At 38.2% G+C, this 20,698-nt stretch carries 23 protein-coding genes; 17 read left to right on the forward strand and 6 right to left on the reverse strand.

The annotated features are described in order from the left end of the window. Position 1: 1 nt before the first annotated feature. The 13 genes from BM386_RS01360 (at position 2) to BM386_RS01420 (ending at position 12,987) form a co-directional block, all read left to right on the forward strand. Positions 2–886: an FkbM family methyltransferase gene (locus BM386_RS01360; protein ID WP_091691269.1), complete on the forward strand. Its 885-nt coding sequence runs from the start codon at positions 2–4 to the stop codon at positions 884–886. 179 nt (positions 887–1,065) lie between these two features. Further along, entirely contained in the window at positions 1,066–1,875 is an 810-nt protein-coding gene (locus tag BM386_RS01365; RefSeq protein WP_091691270.1) for an FkbM family methyltransferase, read from the forward strand. A gap of 168 nt (positions 1,876–2,043) precedes the next feature. After that, positions 2,044–2,967, forward strand: a complete 924-nt coding sequence (locus tag BM386_RS01370) for a class I SAM-dependent methyltransferase (protein ID WP_091691271.1) — start codon at positions 2,044–2,046, stop codon at positions 2,965–2,967. After that, complete coding sequence (locus tag BM386_RS01375) at positions 2,964–4,157, forward strand: glycosyltransferase (RefSeq protein ID WP_091691272.1); 1,194 nt, start codon at positions 2,964–2,966, stop codon at positions 4,155–4,157. The genes BM386_RS01370 and BM386_RS01375 overlap by 4 nt, the downstream gene beginning before the upstream one ends. A gap of 1 nt (position 4,158) precedes the next feature. Beyond that, positions 4,159–5,067: a glycosyltransferase family 2 protein gene (locus BM386_RS01380; protein ID WP_170857004.1), complete on the forward strand. Its 909-nt coding sequence runs from the start codon at positions 4,159–4,161 to the stop codon at positions 5,065–5,067. A gap of 1 nt (position 5,068) precedes the next feature. Next, entirely contained in the window at positions 5,069–5,944 is an 876-nt protein-coding gene (locus tag BM386_RS01385; RefSeq protein WP_280140984.1) for a glycosyltransferase family 2 protein, read from the forward strand. 9 nt (positions 5,945–5,953) lie between these two features. Beyond that, a complete protein-coding gene (locus BM386_RS01390; protein ID WP_091691275.1) occupies positions 5,954–6,613 on the forward strand; it encodes a class I SAM-dependent methyltransferase in 660 nt (219 codons plus the stop codon). Then, complete coding sequence (locus BM386_RS01395; RefSeq protein ID WP_091691276.1) at positions 6,610–7,560, forward strand: glycosyltransferase family 2 protein; 951 nt, start codon at positions 6,610–6,612, stop codon at positions 7,558–7,560. Before BM386_RS01390 ends, BM386_RS01395 begins: the two co-directional genes overlap by 4 nt. Positions 7,561–7,617: 57 nt before the next feature. Then, positions 7,618–8,298 carry an FkbM family methyltransferase gene (locus BM386_RS01400; protein ID WP_091691277.1) on the forward strand — a complete coding sequence of 227 codons (681 nt, stop codon included), beginning with the start codon at positions 7,618–7,620 and terminating at the stop codon, positions 8,296–8,298. 121 nt (positions 8,299–8,419) lie between these two features. Further along, positions 8,420–9,349 carry a glycosyltransferase family 2 protein gene (locus BM386_RS01405; RefSeq protein ID WP_091691278.1) on the forward strand — a complete coding sequence of 310 codons (930 nt, stop codon included), beginning with the start codon at positions 8,420–8,422 and terminating at the stop codon, positions 9,347–9,349. Then, the gene (locus tag BM386_RS01410; RefSeq protein ID WP_091691279.1) at positions 9,346–10,572 is read left to right on the forward strand and encodes a glycosyltransferase; all 1,227 of its coding nucleotides are present in this window, start codon (positions 9,346–9,348) and stop codon (positions 10,570–10,572) included. Before BM386_RS01405 ends, BM386_RS01410 begins: the two co-directional genes overlap by 4 nt. Next, positions 10,569–11,696 carry a glycosyltransferase gene (locus BM386_RS01415; protein WP_091691280.1) on the forward strand — a complete coding sequence of 376 codons (1,128 nt, stop codon included), beginning with the start codon at positions 10,569–10,571 and terminating at the stop codon, positions 11,694–11,696. Before BM386_RS01410 ends, BM386_RS01415 begins: the two co-directional genes overlap by 4 nt. 106 nt (positions 11,697–11,802) lie before the next feature. Continuing rightward, positions 11,803–12,987 (forward strand): hypothetical protein, encoded by a 1,185-nt coding sequence (locus tag BM386_RS01420; protein WP_091691911.1) that lies wholly within the window; start codon positions 11,803–11,805, stop codon positions 12,985–12,987. Between the two features lie 422 nt (positions 12,988–13,409). Here the strand turns inward: BM386_RS01420 and BM386_RS01425 are convergent, their stop codons facing one another. After that, positions 13,410–13,799, reverse strand: a complete 390-nt coding sequence (locus BM386_RS01425; RefSeq protein WP_244545432.1) for a helix-turn-helix domain-containing protein — start codon at positions 13,797–13,799, stop codon at positions 13,410–13,412. A 231-nt stretch (positions 13,800–14,030) separates the two neighbouring features. Here BM386_RS01425 and BM386_RS01430 point away from each other — a divergent pair, with 231 nt between their 5' ends. Further along, a complete protein-coding gene (locus tag BM386_RS01430) occupies positions 14,031–14,747 on the forward strand; it encodes a Cthe_2314 family HEPN domain-containing protein (protein WP_211482870.1) in 717 nt (238 codons plus the stop codon). Positions 14,748–14,795: 48 nt separating this feature from the next. Here BM386_RS01430 and BM386_RS01435 read toward each other — a convergent pair whose 3' ends face one another. The 4 genes from BM386_RS01435 to BM386_RS01450 form a co-directional block, all read right to left on the reverse strand. Next, on the reverse strand, positions 14,796–15,089 hold the full coding sequence (locus tag BM386_RS01435) for a hypothetical protein (RefSeq protein WP_091691283.1): 294 nt from the start codon (positions 15,087–15,089) through the stop codon (positions 14,796–14,798). Beyond that, the gene (locus tag BM386_RS01440; RefSeq protein ID WP_091691284.1) at positions 15,089–15,469 is read right to left on the reverse strand and encodes a hypothetical protein; all 381 of its coding nucleotides are present in this window, start codon (positions 15,467–15,469) and stop codon (positions 15,089–15,091) included. Before BM386_RS01440 ends, BM386_RS01435 begins: the two co-directional genes overlap by 1 nt. Before the next feature lie 55 nt (positions 15,470–15,524). Then, positions 15,525–15,764: a hypothetical protein gene (locus tag BM386_RS01445; RefSeq protein WP_091691285.1), complete on the reverse strand. Its 240-nt coding sequence runs from the start codon at positions 15,762–15,764 to the stop codon at positions 15,525–15,527. Between the two features lie 582 nt (positions 15,765–16,346). Next, positions 16,347–16,679 (reverse strand): hypothetical protein, encoded by a 333-nt coding sequence (locus BM386_RS01450; RefSeq protein WP_139235819.1) that lies wholly within the window; start codon positions 16,677–16,679, stop codon positions 16,347–16,349. A 230-nt stretch (positions 16,680–16,909) separates the two neighbouring features. Between BM386_RS01450 and BM386_RS01455 the strand changes: the two genes are divergently transcribed. Further along, positions 16,910–17,143, forward strand: a complete 234-nt coding sequence (locus tag BM386_RS01455; protein ID WP_139235820.1) for a hypothetical protein — start codon at positions 16,910–16,912, stop codon at positions 17,141–17,143. Between the two features lie 181 nt (positions 17,144–17,324). Here BM386_RS01455 and BM386_RS01460 read toward each other — a convergent pair whose 3' ends face one another. Next, positions 17,325–17,870: a helix-turn-helix domain-containing protein gene (locus BM386_RS01460; RefSeq protein ID WP_091691288.1), complete on the reverse strand. Its 546-nt coding sequence runs from the start codon at positions 17,868–17,870 to the stop codon at positions 17,325–17,327. 333 nt (positions 17,871–18,203) lie between these two features. On the opposite strand from BM386_RS01460, the gene BM386_RS23410 reads away from it, so the two are divergent. Together BM386_RS23410 and BM386_RS01465 are read left to right on the forward strand one after the other, a co-directional pair. Further along, entirely contained in the window at positions 18,204–18,395 is a 192-nt protein-coding gene (locus BM386_RS23410; RefSeq protein WP_139235821.1) for a hypothetical protein, read from the forward strand. A 567-nt stretch (positions 18,396–18,962) separates the two neighbouring features. Then, on the forward strand, positions 18,963–20,693 hold the full coding sequence (locus BM386_RS01465; RefSeq protein ID WP_139235822.1) for a TlpA family protein disulfide reductase: 1,731 nt from the start codon (positions 18,963–18,965) through the stop codon (positions 20,691–20,693). Positions 20,694–20,698: the final 5 nt, after the last annotated feature.

The raw sequence follows: 20,698 nt of genomic DNA on the forward strand, positions 1-20,698 counted from the left end.
AATGATCAAATCGTATTTTCACCAACATTTCGCTAGACCAATTTATTCAATATTAAGGTCTCTCCATCCATTTTTCAAATTTAAGAAAAGAACATTCTTCGATAAGTTTAATGTTAAAACTAAAGATGGGGTTTCTTTTTTTTTATACAATAATGCATTCTACTGGGAAACAGAAATGTTCTGGGCGGGATTCGAAAACTTTGACTATGAAAAAAAGACACGCATGATTTGGTGCCAATTAGCCAAATCTTCTCAACTTATTTTTGATATAGGGTCTAACTCCGGATGGTTCTCTGTAATGGCCAAAGCTTATAACCCTAAAGCAACAGTACATGCTTTTGAACCCCAACCCAATATTTACCAAGTCCTTGTCAAAAACAATGAAATTAATCGATTTGATATACACTGTCATCAGGTTGCACTTTCAGACACTAAAGGCGAATTTCCTTTTTATAACACAGGGGATCAAACTTTCACTACGGAAAATACGAACCATGGTAGTTTAAATAAAGAATGGAGACCTATCAAGCAACACTCAATCCTAGTTAAGGTTGATAGACTCGATGACTTAATTGAGAGTAAACAAATTCTAAAACCTGATTTGATTAAGATTGATGTAGAAACGCTAGAATATGAAGTTCTCAGTGGATATGGTAGCTTATTGCATGAGCATAAGCCTATTATCATTCTTGAGATTCAGGATAAGGAACTCGGGTTAAAAGTTGGTTCTTTATATCAATCGGAAGAAGTGAGGTATTTTCATATTGATGAATCCAAAGGGCTAATAGAAGTTTCAACACTTGGCGATACCTCCTCTCAAGAGAATAGGAATTATTTGATTTGCCCAAAATGTAGGCAGGATTTAATCAACCCATTTTTAAACTAAATCAAAAGATTTAAATTCCTATTCAAATTTCTTAAAATACAGTTATCGGAAAAATATGCTCAAGGAAAATGTATGTCATTTATCCTAAACCAGTTGAGGGACAATTTCGAAATACTGAGGAACAGAGTTAAATAAATGATTATTTAGTATTATTGAATTAGTATGCTTGAAAGTATTATATGATATTATCTGTTAAAAAATGGATTTTTTCAAAAATTCAAGAAAGGAATTACGATTTAACTAGGGGGATTTCTAAACAAAGAATGCTTGACTTTCTTACAAAGATATACCCTAGAAAGACAAAATATGATTTGATTCGAATGGGAGCAGAAGCAGATGGAGGATATCTAGTCCCTAACAACCTGATGGGAATAAGCACTTGCTATTCTCCAGGTGTTTCTGATATAAGTGAATTCGAAAAAGCCTGCATGGATTTAGGAATGAAAGTATATATGGCTGATAAATCTGTAAGTGGACCCAACCTGAACAAAAATGAGTTTAATTATGAATTTTTGAAGAAGCATATTGGATGTATAAACTCTGATGAATATATCACAATGGATAATTGGATACGTGGAACTACAACTCAAACGGAATCTGATTTGATGCTTCAAATGGATATTGAAGGATTTGAATATGCTGCGATAATCAATATTACAGAAGAAATGTTAAAAAAATTCAGAATAATTATAATTGAATTCCACAGCTTTGAATCGATTTGGCATCCACATTTTTTCAATATAATAGAGTTAACATTTTCTAAAATTCTAAGATACCATAGTGTTGTCCATATTCATCCAAACAATAGTGGGGGAAGTATATTTAAAAATAACATTACTATTCCCGAAGTTATGGAGTTTACATTTTTAAGAAATGATAGTGGTGTTTTAGGTGAATATGTGACTGAATTTCCACATCCGTTAGATAGGGATAATATCAAAGGTAAGTCTTTGATATTATCAAATGACTGTTTTCAATCTAATATTTAGGTGCTTAATATAAATGGTTCATTAATACTGAATTATTATTTCAAATTAGTCTGAGGATGTTTGTTTTTTTGTAAGTGAAATTATAGTCAATTAGTGATTAAGAATAAATATGTTTCATTATTGTGATAATCTTTTGTGCAAAGTTTTAATTTTATTATTATATAAATTATGGAATTTTTAAAAAGATATAAACATAAATTAATTCGGAAAATTTCACATAAAATAAAATCCAGTCAAATTAATTTAGTGAGATTTTCATGGTTTGCTAATCAGGTTTCACCTGAGACAATTGCAATTTTAGATTATCCTTTGAATTTATCTCAAAGGTATACTGCTGAAAAACCACATAAAAAAATTAGAGATTTAATAAGTGAAAATAAAGATAGGTATAAGAATATTCTTCTAAGCTTTTTAAAATATGAAGAAAAACTTAAAGAAATTTCATCAAATAGGGATCAAATTAAAAATAGCACAGATCCTACTTGGGATAACATTTGGTTACCTGGTTTGGATGGAGTTTGTATTTATGGTTTTGTCAGTTCCCTTAAGCCTAAAATATTTCTAGAAATTGGTTCTGGGAATTCTACAAAGTTTGCATTTAAGGCTATCAATGACAATAAATTAAGGACTAAAATTATTTCTATTGATCCACATCCTAGAGATGAGATTGATGCTATCTGCGATTCCATCATTAGGTCTCCTTTAGAAGAAGTTGATCTTGATATTTTTGATGAATTGGATGAAAATGACATTCTGTTTATTGATAATTCACATAGAGTATTTATGAATTCTGATGTTACCACAGTTTTCTTAGATATTATTCCCCGGTTGAAGAAAGGTGTTATTATTCAAATTCATGATATTTTCCTTCCGTATGACTACCCTCCTTATTGGATTGAAAGATACTATTCAGAACAATATATGCTAGCATCTTATTTGTTAGCTAATCCTGACTTTTTTGAAATACTTTTACCTAATTTTTTTATAAGTAAAGATGATGATCTTAAATTTGTTTTTCATGAATTTTGGGCTTCAAAAGGCTTTGAGGGAATAGCAAATCATGGGCAAAGTTTTTGGTTGAAAATTAAATGAAAAAGGTGCTGTTAATTCCATCTTGGTATCCTACAAAAAAAAATCCTATACTGGGGTCATTTTTTAGAGAGCAGGCAGAATTTTTAAATCAATCTGGAAAATTCAATGTTCAAATTTTGTATGGAGAAATTCAATCAGAAAAATTTATTAAAACAGTTTGGCTTTATTTCTTAGCGCAGTTTGGTTCAATTATTAAACTTGATCATCATTTTTCATTTGTATCACCTAAATCATTCTATTTTCGAGTTCCTAATAATAGAAGAATTCCTGAATCAGTTTTACTTTATTTCGCAAGAAAATTACATGATGAAGCATTTAAGGAGTATCTAAAATTTAATGAGATGCCCGATTTAATCCATGCTCAAAGTGGGATGGATGCTGGGATTTATGCGCATTTCCTTTCTAAGAAACATAATGTTCCATTTTTGATTCTTGAACATCAGGTTTTCATTTTTCATTATTATTCAAAACTTAAAGCAAAACTTGTTCTTCAAGCTTTCGCAGCTGCTAGCAAAACTGCTGCAGTAAGCTATGATGAGCGTCGTCAAATTTTGATGAATCAATCTTTATGCAATCCTGAAGTAATCTGGAATTTCGTGGATGAAAGTCGCTATGAAATTGATTTGTCAAAGAGAAGAAAAAAATTTACTGTCATTACTATTCTTAATTCCTTACCAATAAAAGGGGCGGTTGATTTCTTGGATGCCATGGTTCTACTTAGACAAGCTAATCCTGAAATTGAATTTATCATGGTTGGTAAGGGTGCAGATGAACATTCTGCTGATCGTGACAATAGTCTTTTTATTCAAAAAAGTAAAGAATTGGGGGTTTTTGAAATGGGAGAATTTCTACCTTATGTACCACGGGAGGATATTTCGAATGTGCTTAACGAAGCCCATGTATTTGTGTCTCCTACGATTCAAGAACCTCATGGTATAGCAGTTCGCGAGGCCATGATGTGTGGACTACCAATTATCAGTACTGCAAATGGTGGGGTAGAAGATAGCATTACTCCAGAAACTGGTATTGTTGTTCCTGTTAGGAGACCACAGGATATGGTAAATGCAATATTGAAGGTAAAAGAGAACTATTCTAATTATTCTTCGACGAAGATTCGTGAATTAGCTATAGATCAATGTGGAAAAACTACTTTTTTAAATAAAATGGTTCAGTTTTACAATGTCCCTTAACTTGTTCCAAGTTTCTGTTATTATTCCAGTTTATAATGTAGGTCACTTTGTAGAGGAGGCGGTGAAATCAGCTTTAACCCAATCTGAAGTGGCAGAGGTGATTTTGGTAGATGATGGATCAAAGGATAATTCTCTATCTGTTTGCCAGCGATTAAGTAGGGAATATGAAAGGGTGAAATTGTTTACTCATGAAGGAGGGAAAAATCTAGGGGTTTGCCAAAGTCGTAATCTTGGGATTAGAATGGCCAAACACAAGTTTATTGCATTTTTGGACGCAGATGATTGGTATTTTCCTGCAAGATTTGCCAAGGACAAAGTATTATTCAGTAACCCAGCGGTAATGGCCGTATTTTCAGTATGGGCAATACATTATCCTAATGGAAGAGAAGAAGTTTTTGGGTTTTCTGATAACTTTTTCGAGAAATTAAACTCGAAGAGTATCAAGGAAATTTATTGTTATATCATGACCCATGATATAATTTTGGGGCATACCAATGCCAATACATTTAGAAAATCTGTTTTTGAACAAGTAGGATATTTTGATGATAGACTTAAGCTTCATGAGGATACAGAATTGTGGAGCCGTATAGCAAGGGTTTGCTTATTTCACCCAGCCGAATTTAGTAGACCCGTATCTGTTGCTAGAAGACATGATAAAAACACGATTATTCAAAGATCCAAAAAATCAAAGTTATTGTTTTTATGGGTTTGGTTGGATAATATCGGATTAGAAAACTTAATGGATTGTGAGTTAAGAAATTTGGTTTATCTCTACGCTAGGGCTCAGTCTAATGGAATCAAATCAAATTTATCAAGGAGGTTGCTATTTAAAGTCTATATGACTTTTTTGATTCCTATTAGAAATATCTTTACAAGATGGTTTTATAAGTCACAAATGAAGGTAAATTAAATTGGATATTTCTATAGTTATACCTTATTACAAAGACCTTCAAAACCTAATTCTATTGCTTGCACAGTTAGAAAATCAATCTTTACCCTATAAGCAATGGGAAGCTATCGTTGTAAATAATGACCCCGAAATACCATTGAGGCTTTCTGACGGATTTTCAATTTCCTATAATTTAAGGATTTTGGAAGAGACAATTCCTGGATCATATGCCGCCAGAAATATGGGAATTGCAAATGCTAAAGGGGAAATCCTTGCATTTACGGATTCAGACTGTTTACCCGACCGGGATTGGTTGAAAAACGCTTGGAATCTTTTTTCACAGGATTTCAAAAAAGAAATTGGAATTCTTACCGGACCTGTCCCCTTGTTTTTCAAAAATCCCAAGGCACTTTCCGATGCAGAAGTGTATGAAAAATACACTGGTTTTACTACAGAATCCTATGCCATGGCAGGCCATGCCATTACTGCCAATTGGTTCTCCTATAAATCAGTTTTAGAAGAATTTGGAGGATTTGATGCCCAATTGAAGTCCAATGGAGACTCTGATTTATCTGGTAAAATAAGTCAGGCATATCAAGTCGTTTACACAGATGATATTAAAGTATTGCATCCTGCCCGGTACTATACCCGAGATTTGGTCCATAAATACAAGCGGCTGCTTGGAGGGACTTATACCAGGAAGTATCAAGAAAATCGGCAAGGTTTTCGTATTTTCTTTTTAGATTTTTTAGTGAAAAGATATCGATTTGCCATAAAAAAGATTTTTACTGTTACACCTAAAGAATCATGGGCAATCCTCAAAGTCTGCCATGCCATTAATCAAGGAGCATTTAAAGAATTTAACAACTTAGTCAAAGGTGGTGATACCAAACGATAAGATTAAAATATGTTAGGAGCTATTAAAAAGAAGTTTTACGATTTCTATACACAAAAGCATAGGCTAATTCAAAAACCAAATTTTGAGAATATGCCAACTCCGGAAATTGGATACAAACATGTTGAAAATGGGGGACTTCTGGCGAATAGAGAGCAGTTGTTAGGGCTGCTTCCACATAATGGAATCGTTGCTGAATTGGGAGTTGCTCATGGAGATTTCAGTAGGAAGATTTTGGAGATTAATAAACCATCCAAATTACATTTAGTTGATGTATGGCAAAGTGAACGATATCCTGAAAAGCTTTTCCATGAGGTAAGTCAAAAGTTTCAAAAAGAGAAGGAAGAGGGAAAAGTGGTGATCAATCGTGGCCTTTCCACAGAGGTAGTGGATCAATTTCCAGATGCATATTTTGATTGGATCTATATTGATACCGCTCATACCTATTTGGTGACTAAAGCAGAGTTGGAGTCTTACCTACCAAAGATGAAAGTTGGAGGAGTTATAGCTGGTCATGATTTTATTGTAGGGGAGATTGATGTACCCTGGAAATACGGCGTGATTGAGGCAGTGTATGAGTTTTGCGAAAAGTATAACTGGGAGATCATTTATTTAACTATGGAAAGGGGGATTTCACCAAGTTTTGCAATTCGCGAAATTTCAAAAGGATGAAACCACTAGTTTCCATAATTATCCCTGTATATAACAAGGCTGCTTTTGTTATAGAGACTTTGGATTCAGCTTTGGGACAGAGCTATCCGAATATCGAACTGATCCTGGTGAATGACGGCAGCACTGATGGATCCATGGCAATCTTGGAAACGTATCAGTCAAATTTCCCTGATAAAATTAATTTGATAAATCAGCCTAATGGTGGTGTCTCCAAAGCTACCAATGTAGGGATCCAAGCAAGTAAGGGCGAGTATATCCAGTTTTTGGATGCGGATGACATCCTATCTCCGGATAAGATTTTTCAACAAATAAAACTTCTTGAAAATAAAGATTCCAAAGTAATGGCATCTTGTGAATGGGTAAATTTCAAGGAGGATATTGTGGAGTTTTCAAGTCCACCTTATGGAGTTTTTAAGGATTTTGAATCAGGATTAGATCTGCAGCTTAGGTTCTGGAACAATCAGGAAATGATGGCTATCTCTTCCTATTTAACCCATCGTAAACTTATCGAAAAGACAGAGCCTTGGGATGAGAACTTGACGATCAATCAGGATGGGGAGTTTTTTATGAGAGTATTACTCCAGGCCAGCAAAGTGCTTTTTGAACCGACTGAACGAGTTTATTACAGACAGCCCGGGCTATCCAATGTTTCCCAGCAGAAGTCCGAAAAAGCATATACCTCACTTTTGGATTCTTACAAAGCCTATGAGCGGAATGTGCTTTCTGCAGAAGACTCACATCGAGTTAGGAAGGCCCTAAAAAAAGTCTATCAGAAGTTTATCTACGATTGCTTTCCGAATTACCCTCATTTGGTAGCGAAAGCGGAAGTATTGATGAAGGCTTTAAATGTTTCTGAAAAAACCTTTATAGGGGGACCGAAATTCCAGCAGCTTTCCCGTCTAATAGGTTTTAAAAATGCCCTTCTGCTTAAAAGATTATTAAAATAAAAAAAATGGCCCACAAATGATCAGTATAGAAAAGATATTGGTTAAAAAAACTTTAAAATGATCAAAGCTAAGTTTAAACGATTGATCCGCTTAATTAGGAAAAATTTAAGAAAGAATCCTGATAAATTCTTGAAAGAAGTTTCTGGAGTAGTTCATATAGGCGCGAATTCTGGACAAGAAAGGGGACTATACAGAATATACCAGTTAGATGTAATCTGGATTGAGCCAATTCCTGAAGTTTTCGAGCAACTTATTGATAATTTAAAAGACTTTAAGAACCAACGTGCATTTCAAGCCCTTGTTACAGATTTCGATAATAAGAAATATGAATTTCATATTGCAAATAATAATGGAGGTTCATCATCCATATTAGATCTGAAACAGCACAAGGATATTTGGCCTGAAGTCCACTATACTAAGAATGTGGAACTTAAAAGTACAACCTTAACTACTCTATTTAAGAAGGAATATATAGACCTAAAGAATTATCAAGCATTGATAATGGACACACAAGGTTCGGAATTACATGTCTTACAAGGCAGCCTTCCAATTCTAAATAATTTTAAATTCATTAAACTTGAAGTGCCTGATTTTGAGTCATATGAAGGGTGTTGCCAGCTTTCAGACATCAAGCACTTTATGGCTGAACATGGATATAAAGAATTCTCGCGTAATAAATTTGCAAGTCGAACTTCAGTAGGTAGCTACTTCGATATTGTCTATAAAAGGAAAGACTAATAAAAGCGGATGTTTTCGTGCAATTTCATTATCACTAAGGTTATTTTATAGACTATGGAAAGAATAAACAGGTTCCTAAGAAATCACCAATTATGAAAGAATATAATTCCATAACTAGCTATTGTTTTCTATAATCATCCCGCTTTTCAATAAAGCCGCTTACGTACAGCGAGCAATAGATTCTGTTTTAAATCAATCAGTTCATGAATTTGAGATTATCGTAGTTGATGATGGATCTACTGATGAGAGTGGAGTGTTGGTATTCAGCACTTATGGGCAAAAGGTGAAATACCTTCATCAGGAAAACCACGGGGTCTCAGCTGCCAGAAATAGAGGAGTCGAAGAAGCAAAATTTCCCTATATAGCTTTTTTGGATGCAGATGATTACTGGCACCCAGATTATTTATTTTGGATGAAATCTGTTCTGGACAGATTCCCTGAGGCAACCTTGTTTGGAAGCTCATATTCCAATGAAGAGATGCCAGTAAAAATTGAAAATCCTATTACTTTAGAAATTGACGATTATTTCATAAAAGCAGTATACAATACCTTATTCACTTCCTCTTCAACAATTATTCACCAAGATTTTTTCAAACAAAATGAAGGGTTTAAAGCTCATTTGATAAAGGGTGAGGACATAGATGTTTGGCTAAGGGCTTTTGCATGGTTTGGAAAAGCCTATTATGTTCAAGCCCCATTGATGCATTACGATTTGGACGCATCAGATAGTTTGAAAAATACTCCCAGCCTTAGTTGTACAATTTTCACAGAAATGTTCAAGCCCGATTATGCCATATTCACTAAAGATTCCTCTTGGAGTGTTTTCCAGGATAAGTATTTGACCCTTAATCTTTATCAATATTTTGATTCGGGAGCTAATTTTTCGATGGGTCAAAACTTATTAAAACAAAGATCGAATTCTTATCCTTTGACTCAGATTCTCTATTTGCTTCCTTTCTCATTTTTTAAGTTTGCTTTAAAACACCCCAGATTAAAAAAACTTATTAGAAACTATTTGAAATTCTGTTTTAGGTATATCTACACCCAATGAAAGTTGTCAGAATTGTATCTGAACTAGATTTTGGTGGGGTGGAAAAGGTATTGGCCAATTCCTTGCCTGCACTTCAAAAACAAAAAGGCTTGGAACTCAAACTGATTGTATTGGGTCAAGGCGGAAAAGTAGCTGAAGAATTAGCCGCCAAAGGGATCCCACTCCAGATTCTAGGTTTCAATCCCAAAATCCCCAATTTCAAATTGCTTAGGAAAATCAAAGGCATTATAAAAGAGTTTGGACCCGATGTAGTCCATGCCCAGGGAGGGGAGGCAAATTTCCATGGTATTTGGGCAGCTAAATTTTCTAACGTTCCTTTGATTATCGGAGAGGAAATTGGAATTCCAAATCACCATTCTTTTTGGAGGTATGTTTTTAAATGGGTTTATAAAAAAGCTGATTTCATAATTACAATTTCTGAGGCAGTAAAAAGGAATGTTGTGGAGTTAGGAGAAGTAGAGGAAGAGAAAGTGAAGGTGGTTTATAATCCAGTGGGTAGTCAGTTGACAGTTGTTAGTGATCAGTTGGAAGCGTTTAAAGATAATGGGCAAGAGAGCGCCCAAGTTGCAAGAGAGGAAAAAAAGAAAAGAGATTTCTCACCTCGTGCCTCAGTTCGAAATGACCAAAATACGAGTGATTCAGCCTTTGTTTTTGTTACTACCTGTCGTTTCGTGCCGATAAAGAACTTGGATCGATTGTTAATAGCCTTTGATGAGTTGGTAAAGGAGAATCAGGGTAGACAGATTTTCCTTAAGATTATTGGAGATGGCCCTGAGCGGCAGAATTTAGATTTCAGAATTCAGAATTTAGAATTAGGAAATCATGTGGAATTAGTAGGCTTCCAGCAAGATATTTGGCCTTTTTTGCAAGAAGCAGATGCCTTTGTTCTTCCATCACTTCAAGAAGGTTCTTCGGTTTCTTTGGCTGAGGCCATGAGTGCCGGACTTCCCAGTATAGTCACCAAAGTAGGAGGAGCTCCGGAAATTCTTGGCAAATCCCAATCGGGAATCTTAATTGATCCACTCAGCACTTCCGAAATTCAAAATGCTATGCAGTCGTTTTTAGATCTTTCAGTTGATGAGCGAAAGGAAATAGGCCTCCGAGCTAAAGAAGAAGCAAAGCGTTTTTCTGTTGAAAATTACATTGATACGTTAATGTCCTTCTATGGACTTTCAGACTTCAACTTGCCCGCCGTGGCGGGGCCTAAGCCTTTTGACTTATGATCAGGGTTCTTCACTGCATCGAGACCATCGCCTCCGGAGGTGTCGAGCAGGTTCGTTTGACTTTGGTGAGAGGTTTAGATCGATCAAAGTTCGAACATAAAATTATCTGCACTTGGGGTGGAGGGGCAATTGCTGATGCCTTTGAAGCTGAAGGGGTGGAATTGGTTCAGGTCGGATCCTTTACACATCCGTTTGAAGTCAAAAAGCACAGGAAGGTTTTAGAGGTAATCCGAAAATTCAAACCTCATATTATCCATGGGGCTATTTTTGAGGGCATGAGTATGGCTGCAATTGCGGGTGCCATAGGAGCTGTTCCTGTTCGCATTTTAGAAGAGACCTCAGAGCCAACAGGTAGAAGTAAAAAATCGATTTGGTTGCAGCGATTATTTCTAAGGTTTTCCGATAAGATCGTTGGAATCTCTCCATCGGTAGTTCAGTTCTTAGCCGAAAAAGCCAAATTACCTGACTCAAAAATCATTTTGATCAATAACGGGGTGACTATCCCTGAATCAGCTCCTCCTTCTGAGATACATGAGTTGAAAGAGAAGTTGGGATTTAAAGAAGAGGATTTTATTATAGGGTCTGTGGGAAGAGTCTATGATCAGGTAAAGCGGTTTTCAGATATTCTTAAAGCATTGAAGATTTTAAATGATCCGAATTTTAAGTTGCTCGTAATCGGTGATGGACCGGACTTAGCTTCCTTAAAAGAACTATCTGAAACTCTTGGCATAAGTAAGCAGGTAGTGTTTACTGGACATCAAGCCAACCCTCATCCCTTTTTTGGTACTATGGATATCTTTTGCATAGCATCTGCTCATGAGGGCTTTGGTTTGGTTGCCGCTGAGGCCATGATGCATGGACTACCTGTTATCGCCACCAAAGTAGGAGGCTTAAAGGATGTGGTAAAGGATGAGAATTCAGGTTTTTTGACACCTCCTTTTTCTCCTAATCAAATAGCAGAAAAAATCAAGATTTTGGCATCAGATCCTGAATTGCGAAATACTATGGGGCAAAAGGGAAGAGCTAGAGCTTTGGAAAACTATTCCGCTGAGCGATATTGCAAGGAAATAGAGACCCTCTACGTTGACCTTCTTGCTACAAAAGGAATTTCAGTATTAAAATAACTCAATTAACCTTTCACCTTTTACCACTCACCTTTCACCTTCTTTTTTGCTCGATCTTATAGTCATACTCCTCTTTTCCGTAGTCATGGTGAATACCAATTCCTCCATGGCTAAGCGATTTGCATTGTCTGCCAAAAATGAACTCCATCTTCATTACCTATTAGCCTACCATATTTTTTTTAGTGCTTTTTTCACCTGGTATATTATTAACTATGGTGGAGATTCCCAGGGCTATTGGAAGTTTGGAATGGAGCAGGTTCTAATTAGGGGAGAAAAATCTTGGTTTTCCTACTTTGGGGAAGGAACTACCTTTATACTATGGCTCTGCTATATCCCAAGTCAGTTGATGGGCTTGTCCTACTTGACCGGAAATATTCTCTTTGGATTTTTAGGGTTTATAGGGATCAGGTACATTTTTGTGATGACTGCAGAGCTGTTTCCTACCAATCATGAGATTCTGGGTGTTCCCTTATTCCCTACTGTTTTTTACTTCTTAAATCTACATTTTTGGACTGCAGGAGTAGGGAAGGATGCGATCTGTTTTTGGGGTATTGCCTGGTTCTTTTTTGCGATACAGGAATACAAAAGCAGGTGGTGGCAGGCTGCACTTGCGCTCTTCTTTGTTTACCTCTCAAGACCACATATGGGTCAGGCCTTAGTTTCTGGAGCTGGGATTGCTATTCTATTAGGGTCAGAAGTGAAGTTGGTGTATAAGATTGTTTTAGGCTCTCTGGCAGGGGTAGGGGCAATTCTTTTATTGCCCAGTACATTGGAGGCGCTGAGAATTGAAGAATTAAGTTTCGAAGCATTAGAAACCATGTCAGGGGTACGAAGTGCTGGGTTGAATACCAGTAATGTAGGTTCCGGAGTTGATTTGGCTTCCTATTCTTGGCCGATGAAGTTATTTACTTATATGTTCCGTCCCTTGTTTTTTGACGCACATAATTTTGTCGCGCTTTTTTCCTCGGTGGAAAATCTAGTCTATCTCTGGTTGAGTTTTTTTATCTACAGAAATTGGACTCCCGAGGCTATCCGTGACATGCCCTTATTTATCAAGGCAGGGATGATCACTTTTATCCCGGTTACTTTTGCTTTTATGGGTGCGCTCAGTAACCTCGGGATCATCATGCGCATGAAAAACATGACCATGATCTATTTCCTGCTCTTCTGCTTCTTTTTGATATCCTATAATAAAAAGCTCAGAATCCAGAAGGTAGAGCAGAAGATCAAGTTCTTCCAGGAGCGGGCGCGGATTAAGGCGAAGAAGCTGCAAGAAAAGAGGGTGAGGTGATTGGTATCAGTGATCAGTTTTTTCCGTCATTTCGACCAACGGGAGAAATCTCTTCCCTGCCACCTGCCAACACCCGGCACTGGGTACCTGACAACCGATAATCGTGTCAGTTTTTTAGCTTTCTCAATTTATCTTTCTGCTTTAAAAGGAGATTTCTCCTCCCTTTGGTCGTCGAAATGACCTGTGGTTCTCTACAAGCTACCTTATAATCGAGACTTCTCATTTTTCTCCTGCGTCATTTCGACGAGCGAATCAAAACAAGAAAATGATTACTGGACTTGTTGCGAGGAGAAATCTGGATAGAACCCCTTTTGGCGCAAGTCTTTCTGACTTGTGCCTATGGCAATGCAGTCTCCAGACTGCCACCTGACAACCGCCAGCCTGGGATAATGCTGTCTTCAGACTGCCTACCTGCCCAAAACCTATTTCCCCTCCAAAATCTTCTTAATAGCCTCATTCATCTGCATCATCGTCTCCATCATTTTCATCATCACCTCTGTCTGGTTCTTATCGGCATAGTTTGCCCTTACGTTTCCAGAAATTGAAAATGGTGAATTTGTATGATTATCAATAATATGTCCGGGGTGGGTTGAGATTAACTGAAGTGGATCCACGTTAAAAAACTCGGAGACCTTCTGCACCATATCCACGGTGATCTTGCTTTCGCCCCGCTCGTACTTGGTATAGGTAGCTTCCTTGATGCCTAGGAACTCAGCTACTTCCATCGCTTTGGTATCCGTCAGTTTACGGTACATATAAAAATTCCTTCCTATAGTTTTGTTCTCCAGTACAGTGAAACCCAGTTGGTCCAAGTCTCCCGACTTGGATCCACCTTACTGCAGTCTCCTGACTGCCTCCACTCAATATGCTTCGGAATCTCAACCTTATGGGCTCCGGAATATCCAAGGACCGAGCGTATAAAAATGTTCCCTTTGGAACATTTTAGTGAAGAGCCTGTCCTGATGAGCATCGCGATATCGGGAAGCCAGGCTGAGGCCTGGTTTTGTATTCAAAAATCTTTTTCTTGCACTATGATCTTAAAAATGGAAAATTACTCATACCCAACTCGTGATGAGTGGTTAGAGTATTCTATGACTTTTCCTGTCATGAGAAGATTTGGATTTTCTTTTGTTAAAGAATTCACGCTTCTCTTAGAGGGTGAGAAATCATCTAAGGAAGTTCATCAAATCCAGAATCTCTATCACTGGGACTCAGTTTTAAGTACTAAAGTTTGGAATTTAAGGCAGTCGTATGTCAATACTCTAGTGAATTTCAAAAGAGGAATAGCCAAAAAAGACCAGGACTTTAAGAATGAACTAAAGGTTATTAATTTAAGGCAATTTGATTTTTATTTTGAAACTACGTTGTACTATTTAATATCAACTCGGGATGTTATTTTGCAAATTGTCAATTTGGCATTTATAGAAAAGTGCTTTCATGAATCTAAGGTTAAGCTGGATTCAGGATTTATTGCAAAGATTGGAAATTTAGAAGTAAAGAATATGATAATCTTTTCCACGAAAAATTTAAAGGAAATTAATGATTTGCGAAACTCAATGGCACATAAATTTCCTAAAACCACTAATGACTTTCGAAGCGAAATATCAGAAGATGGTAGGAGATATAGTTCTTATAGGCGGAAGGCGATTGATTATGATAAAAGAATTGAGAAGCTTGAGACTGGACTTGAGCATCTATATCAACTTTATTCTGGGATTGAAAGTGAACTTAGAAAACAATTTCCATTAGAAACTGATTAAATTTTCAGATCAAAACGGCTAAAGTATGAGACAAATTTTTTTCTACAGTCAATTATTAGAGATATAACCGCCATCCTTATAGCCTTTCTCATTTTCAAGGTATTCCAGTAATTCAGTCATAAAGCCTAATAATATGGCTTTCGAGGAGGCTTGCATAAAATTAAATTCGCCATTAACTGACCGTAAAGTAATTTGACGTTTATATATTGGCCTATCTCCACGCATCATAAACGAATATGAACTGCCAACTTGTTTTTCGGTTTCAGGGTCTATTTTTGGACTTTTTCTTATTCTATCCAACAAAAAATCTTCACTAACACTAGGATAAAAATTGTTAGACATTATGCTGTAAGTTCTAGGGTTTCACTATATGGACTACCCGTCTCTATTATTAAATCTATAATATCATCATTGGTTGCCCAATAGAGAGAGGAATTATGAAATTTTCTTTCAGAGGAATTCCAGCCTGCCATCTTAAGCTCATTTTCTAGGCCATTGCCAAAATCTTCCGCATTGAGGCAGAATAATGTTATAGCTTCCTTAATTGCTGAATCTACATCAGCTTCATCCTTTGCAAATGTTTTGATTCCCAGAATAGGAATGTTGACTGACAAAAATCCATCTTCACTTTCCTTTGTCCATACAGGTAAAGCTAGCGAAACGGATTTTAGAATTCCTTCAGGATTTCTAGTTATGTCGATATTCGCTTCTAGAGTAGTCATTGTTGTTTATTGTGTTTGAGGTGCAAATATACTGAATTCAATAATAGTAATATGATCAAACGAAAAAACTATCAGGATAGCTCAAAAATATACTTTTTTTTGTAATATCCCACCTGACCTGCGTAGTATTTGCCTTGGTTGGCCGTATCTTCTCAGTTTTCCCAACTCCTATTTTAACCCAGAACGTATCTCCGTCCACAAACTTATGAATCTTATATGGCCCATACCTTTCTTGAGCGAGAAGGAGCGTGGAAGTGGAGAATAAGAAGATTAGGACTAAAAGAAATTTTCTCATGTTAATAAAACAGGTTGCACTATCAATTTAAGAAGAAAACTTTTACCAATATTGGTCGATCTTCCATTTTTATTACTTTTAGGATATGGATAATAAAAGGGAAATCACATTTCTTACAGAAGGGGGTTTATCAAACCTCGAAGGTTTTTGATTTCACACATTACCACCGCCACAGCTGTCATAGGCCCATAGCTGTTCGGGATTTGTAATCCCAAATTCCCCCGCTTCGCGACATTTGCAATGTCGAACAACAAACCGTAGGAATATTAATCTGTGTTACCCCAACCGCCACCCGCCACCCGCGAAATAAAATTCCAATGGTAAAACCGCAGCTGTTCGTAAGTGAGAGGTGGGAAGCTGAAATAGCTGGGCAGGCGGCTGGAATGCGGGTTGAAGCATTTTTTCAGCAAGCCTTTTGGTTACTTTTAGGCTCAAAAGTGACAAGAAATAAGGTAGTGGTCAGCTGACTTGTGCCTTATGGCAATGCAGTCTTCAGACTGCTCTTCCACCTCCGCCAATATTTTCTGATTTTACACCTCAAACTTCCATCATCCATCAGATAACTGCCTCAGAGATTTTCTATCAAATTCCAGGTGGGCGGGTATCCGGATTTTTTTCCCAGTAGCGAAGGAATATTTCGCGGTAGTCCTCTACTTCATGTTCTACAGATCCTTCCTGCAGGTAGATCCTATCTCCATCTACTACCGATACACTCAGGGAGTTGTCTTCCAGGACTCTCCGGACCAGGTTCCAATCTTCGGGCGGAGTAAACCGATGGAAATTGATCCAAAAATCAACTCCTACTGGAGGGATGGGGTAGTCATCAGGAATCTGGATTTCGGTACCAAGGTAAGTGGGAATGATAAGGGTTTTCATGATGAAAAACTCAGAATGCATGAATGGTGGAAAGTCCATTAAAAATAGGCTTTCTTTTTTAGAAAAATATAGGGCATTACAAATTCGGAACAGAATTAAGTGTACCGGTGTAAAGGTTCTAAAAGAGGAAGAAAGGGAATTAAAAGTTTCTGATTTGGAAGGACTAAGGTGGTCATAAACCTAAAAAATGGCTCATAATCCTCAGTTTTTTACACATTTGCCTTAAAAAATACCCTGTACAGGAGGGACGAGCGTTAAAAATCTCTTCTGTGAAGAGATTTAGCGAAGTCGCCAGCCTGCGCGCTGGGATGGTGTCATTTTTTTCCTTTTCTTACGTAAGCCTTTTAGTTATTGAGATCGAAGATCCCGGTATTTCAATCCCGAGAGCAAAGCGATTCGGGAAGCAAAGCGATTCTGGAACGGCCAACCTACTTCTTATCCTTAATTCCCATCTGGAGCAGAGCCGATCACCCTCTCTTCAAGGAGAGGGCGGGGTGAGGTAGAACAGCCAATTGCAAATTGGTAAGAATATTAGGGTGTAGTTGCAAACAACACCCAGTCCCGACCAACAATTTGATTACACCCAGAGGGGGCTTTCTGGACTTGTTCACCATGCGACTTCCACTTTTAGACCATTTACTTAATGTAAGTAATTTTTGTAGTACTTCGCCACCCAATAATGATTTATCTGTCTACGGATTCTTTTAAATTGTAGATATAAACAGATCCCTTTCCGCTAGAATCTTTCCTCCCTAGTTTTCCTTTATTCACCATTCGAGATAGCTCCCTCGAAAGGGATTTACTATTTATTGCTTCATCAGGGAATAAATCTATAATTTCTGAAACCTTTAGACCACTCTCCATTTCCGAAAGAGGAAATACCTTTAGTCTGATGAAGTCAGGTACTGATAAAGAGTCCATGAAATATTCTGGAAATGCGCTGTATTTTTTTTTAAATGATTCTAAATCGGTTAGGTCAGATCCTAAAGCAAGATTTCTCTTTTTAATAAGATCGTCTAAGGTTACTCCGTAGAATTTAGAGAGTCGAGAAAGAGTATTAACATTTGGAGTTATCTCATTATCTGAATATTCATATTTTCGGTAATGACCTCCATCAACTCCTAAGTAACCTTCTATTCCCTTGATTTTAATAAGGGCTTGTTTTCTGAGTGATTTTAAATTTTCTGATAATACCTTTAAATCTGCTTTTAATTTCTCTTTTGCTGCCATCAGGCAAATTCACAGAAATTTTTGTCCTCATTATTTATGTTTTAATTTCTTTTTTGAATACAAATACTTATATTAGCAGAGAATAGAATTTAACAATTCTGGCGTCTATTCGGAGTCCAGTTGTAGAAACGTAGGAAATTTCTTAAAACGCAGGACATAGAGTAGAAGCCCACTCTCTATATTTACAGTATAGAGGTGGGTTCTCTCTGCATGCGTTTTATGGTGAAATTTCTCACCAAGGTTCTCCTACGTACCTTACAACTTGCAATTTGAGAACCTGCCTCTATTCTTTTGGCTTGGTCTCAACTTGGACTTTCATTATAACCAAGTATCATGGAACAGACCTTGATTTTTTCTGGATTAAGTTACTTCCCGGGATCAGTATTCTGGATTAAGGAGATGTCTGCGCTTTTTTACTTTGGGTCACATTGCTCATTACCTATTTCCTATTATTCATTACCAGAGGTACAGGGCATTATCGCATCAGATCGCCTGTATCCTCTGAAGCCCAAAAACCCAATCTAAGGGTTTGATTTTTAAGACCGTGAAAGGGGAGGTGCACATCCCTGAGCAGATCGGTTACCACACACTCAGGTCAGTAAGCTCAGAATAGCCGGTAGAGCTGACACATTACATCTTATTATTAATTAATGCTGGTTCGACGGGCTCACCACAAGTGGTTGGTCGGATAGACCGAGGTGGAATTACTATGTCTTGTGGGAAGTATCAAGTAGCAGGTATCAAGTAGCAAGTAGGGGAGTGCTCACTTCAGTATTCAGAATTCATCATTCGACATTTACTATTAAAATGATGGATTTGCTTGAAGAAGAGATTTCTCCTCGTTCCTCGTCGTCGAAATGACCCGGAAATGCGACTGAGATTGCTTCTCCCGATTCTCGGGATAGCAATGACGGTGCTCTCACCGGACATCGGTCATCCGACACTTGTCTCGCCTTGGCGGATCGGACTTCCTTCAGAGCGTACTAGGCGTAATTCGTTTCGACTTAGTTCTGGCGTGACAGACTTCCGTCTCCCGTCTCCCAACACCGGTTGGTGAGCATGTCGAACCACCAGCTTAAACACACTCAAAGCATGAAAAAACATCTATTCACATGCTTCCTGGCATCGCTATGCTTATACGGAAGCACACTCCCAGCACAAGTTGCTGATTCACCCGGGGCGGATTTTCCTCATAGGTCCGTTACCGAAGTCTCCTTTCGTACAGGGGACACCCATCGGGGCGGGGGCACCCGCTCCGATACTATGCCGGAGAGAATTGATTTGGTTTCTTACTCTGGCGCTCAAGGGCAGGAGGGCGAAAGCTCTTCTGCCTCGGTGGGGGAGGCTGCTCCGGCAGTGATCTATGTGGAAACGCTCAGCCTAGAACCCATGGATTCATTGGAGTTCCGTCTCTGGGATCCTTATCTGAATGAAAGGGGATTTCCCAAACCCGAGGTAGCCTATGTCCAGCTGTCACCAGGGAACTTATTTGAAGGCTCAAGGGGTGCCCAAGTCGGCCAGTGGAAGTCACCTCCTCTAGCTGGTTATTCCAGAGTTACCATCCGAAACAACCGTTTTATATACCTGGACCGCTTTCTGGTACAGCCCGGAGACAGTGTACGGATCAGATTAGACTTTCAGACTGCAAATGTCCTGTTTTCTGGGCCTTCTGAAGATAAATTCCTAATACAGTATGAACTTGCCCTGGCACTTGAAAATGAACGCTATCACCAGAGTCCGGTGATGTTCACTTCCAAGCCGGATTTCTGGGGCTATAGCGAGGAAGATTCCCTGCTTATCGCAAGGGTCAAATCCACGAAGTCTTCCATCACTAGATCCATGGAGTACATCAGCCCCGGAGAAAGTGCCTTAACCTATTTGCAGAAAGCGTTTGACCGGGATATTTCCGCCCATCCTGCATTCGGAATTATCAACAGATATAGGGGAAAGCTGCCTTTGGAGTTTTTGAATGTGTTGGAAGCGGATGTTCAGGGAAAGCTTCTATACGACCAGATTGCCGATTTTCTATACCTACGTGGGGGAAAGGATAGCGAGGAAGCTTACCGGAAGCTTTTTGAGGAACAGATTCTGGAAAATACACCCCTGGTCCCAGATGGAGCAGGATTGTCCGCCTACTACCCCGACTTTCTCTACCATCGCTTAGTGATCATTTCAAATCTGGAGAACATTCCACTCGCTGAGCTATTGCCCTCGGTCCCGGCAAGTGTCCGTGACCAAGTGGATGCCAAATACATCGTCAAAAACTACCGGAGATTCAGCGACAGCAACCAACAGTTTGAGAATGCACTTGCACGGATGAAAACGCCATGGGTCCGAAAGCTGGTCAGCGCTCTGTATCATGCCCAGCGCATAGGAGAGCCTCTGGTGGAGATTCCATTAATGACCGTGGAAGGGAAGCCTTATATCCTTAAACAGGAACCCGGAAAAGTACGCTTTATACATTTTTGGCTGACAGGCTGTGAGGCATCGTCCCGACAATACCAAAATCTGCTGGCGCCGGTAATAGACTTTTATAGAAATGATCCTGAAGTGGAATTTGTCTTCATCGCCAGCAGTAGATCAGAAGAAAGGTGGTTGGAGGAGTTAAGATCGGGCGACTATGCCGATGGATCATCCCTCAACCTGAATGCGCCGGGGACTTCCCATCCTTTTTTGGCTCATTATAACATCCATGCCTATCCTACCAGGATGGTGGTGGGCATGGACGGCACAGTTGCCAGTCTGGGCAATATTCCAAGATCCCCGGAAGGCCTGATCGAATACATTGAATCCCTCAAAAAAGAAAACCTTCTCACTCCTTGATTCAA

The organism is Algoriphagus locisalis (assembly GCF_900116615.1).
Taxonomy (GTDB): domain Bacteria; phylum Bacteroidota; class Bacteroidia; order Cytophagales; family Cyclobacteriaceae; genus Algoriphagus; species Algoriphagus locisalis.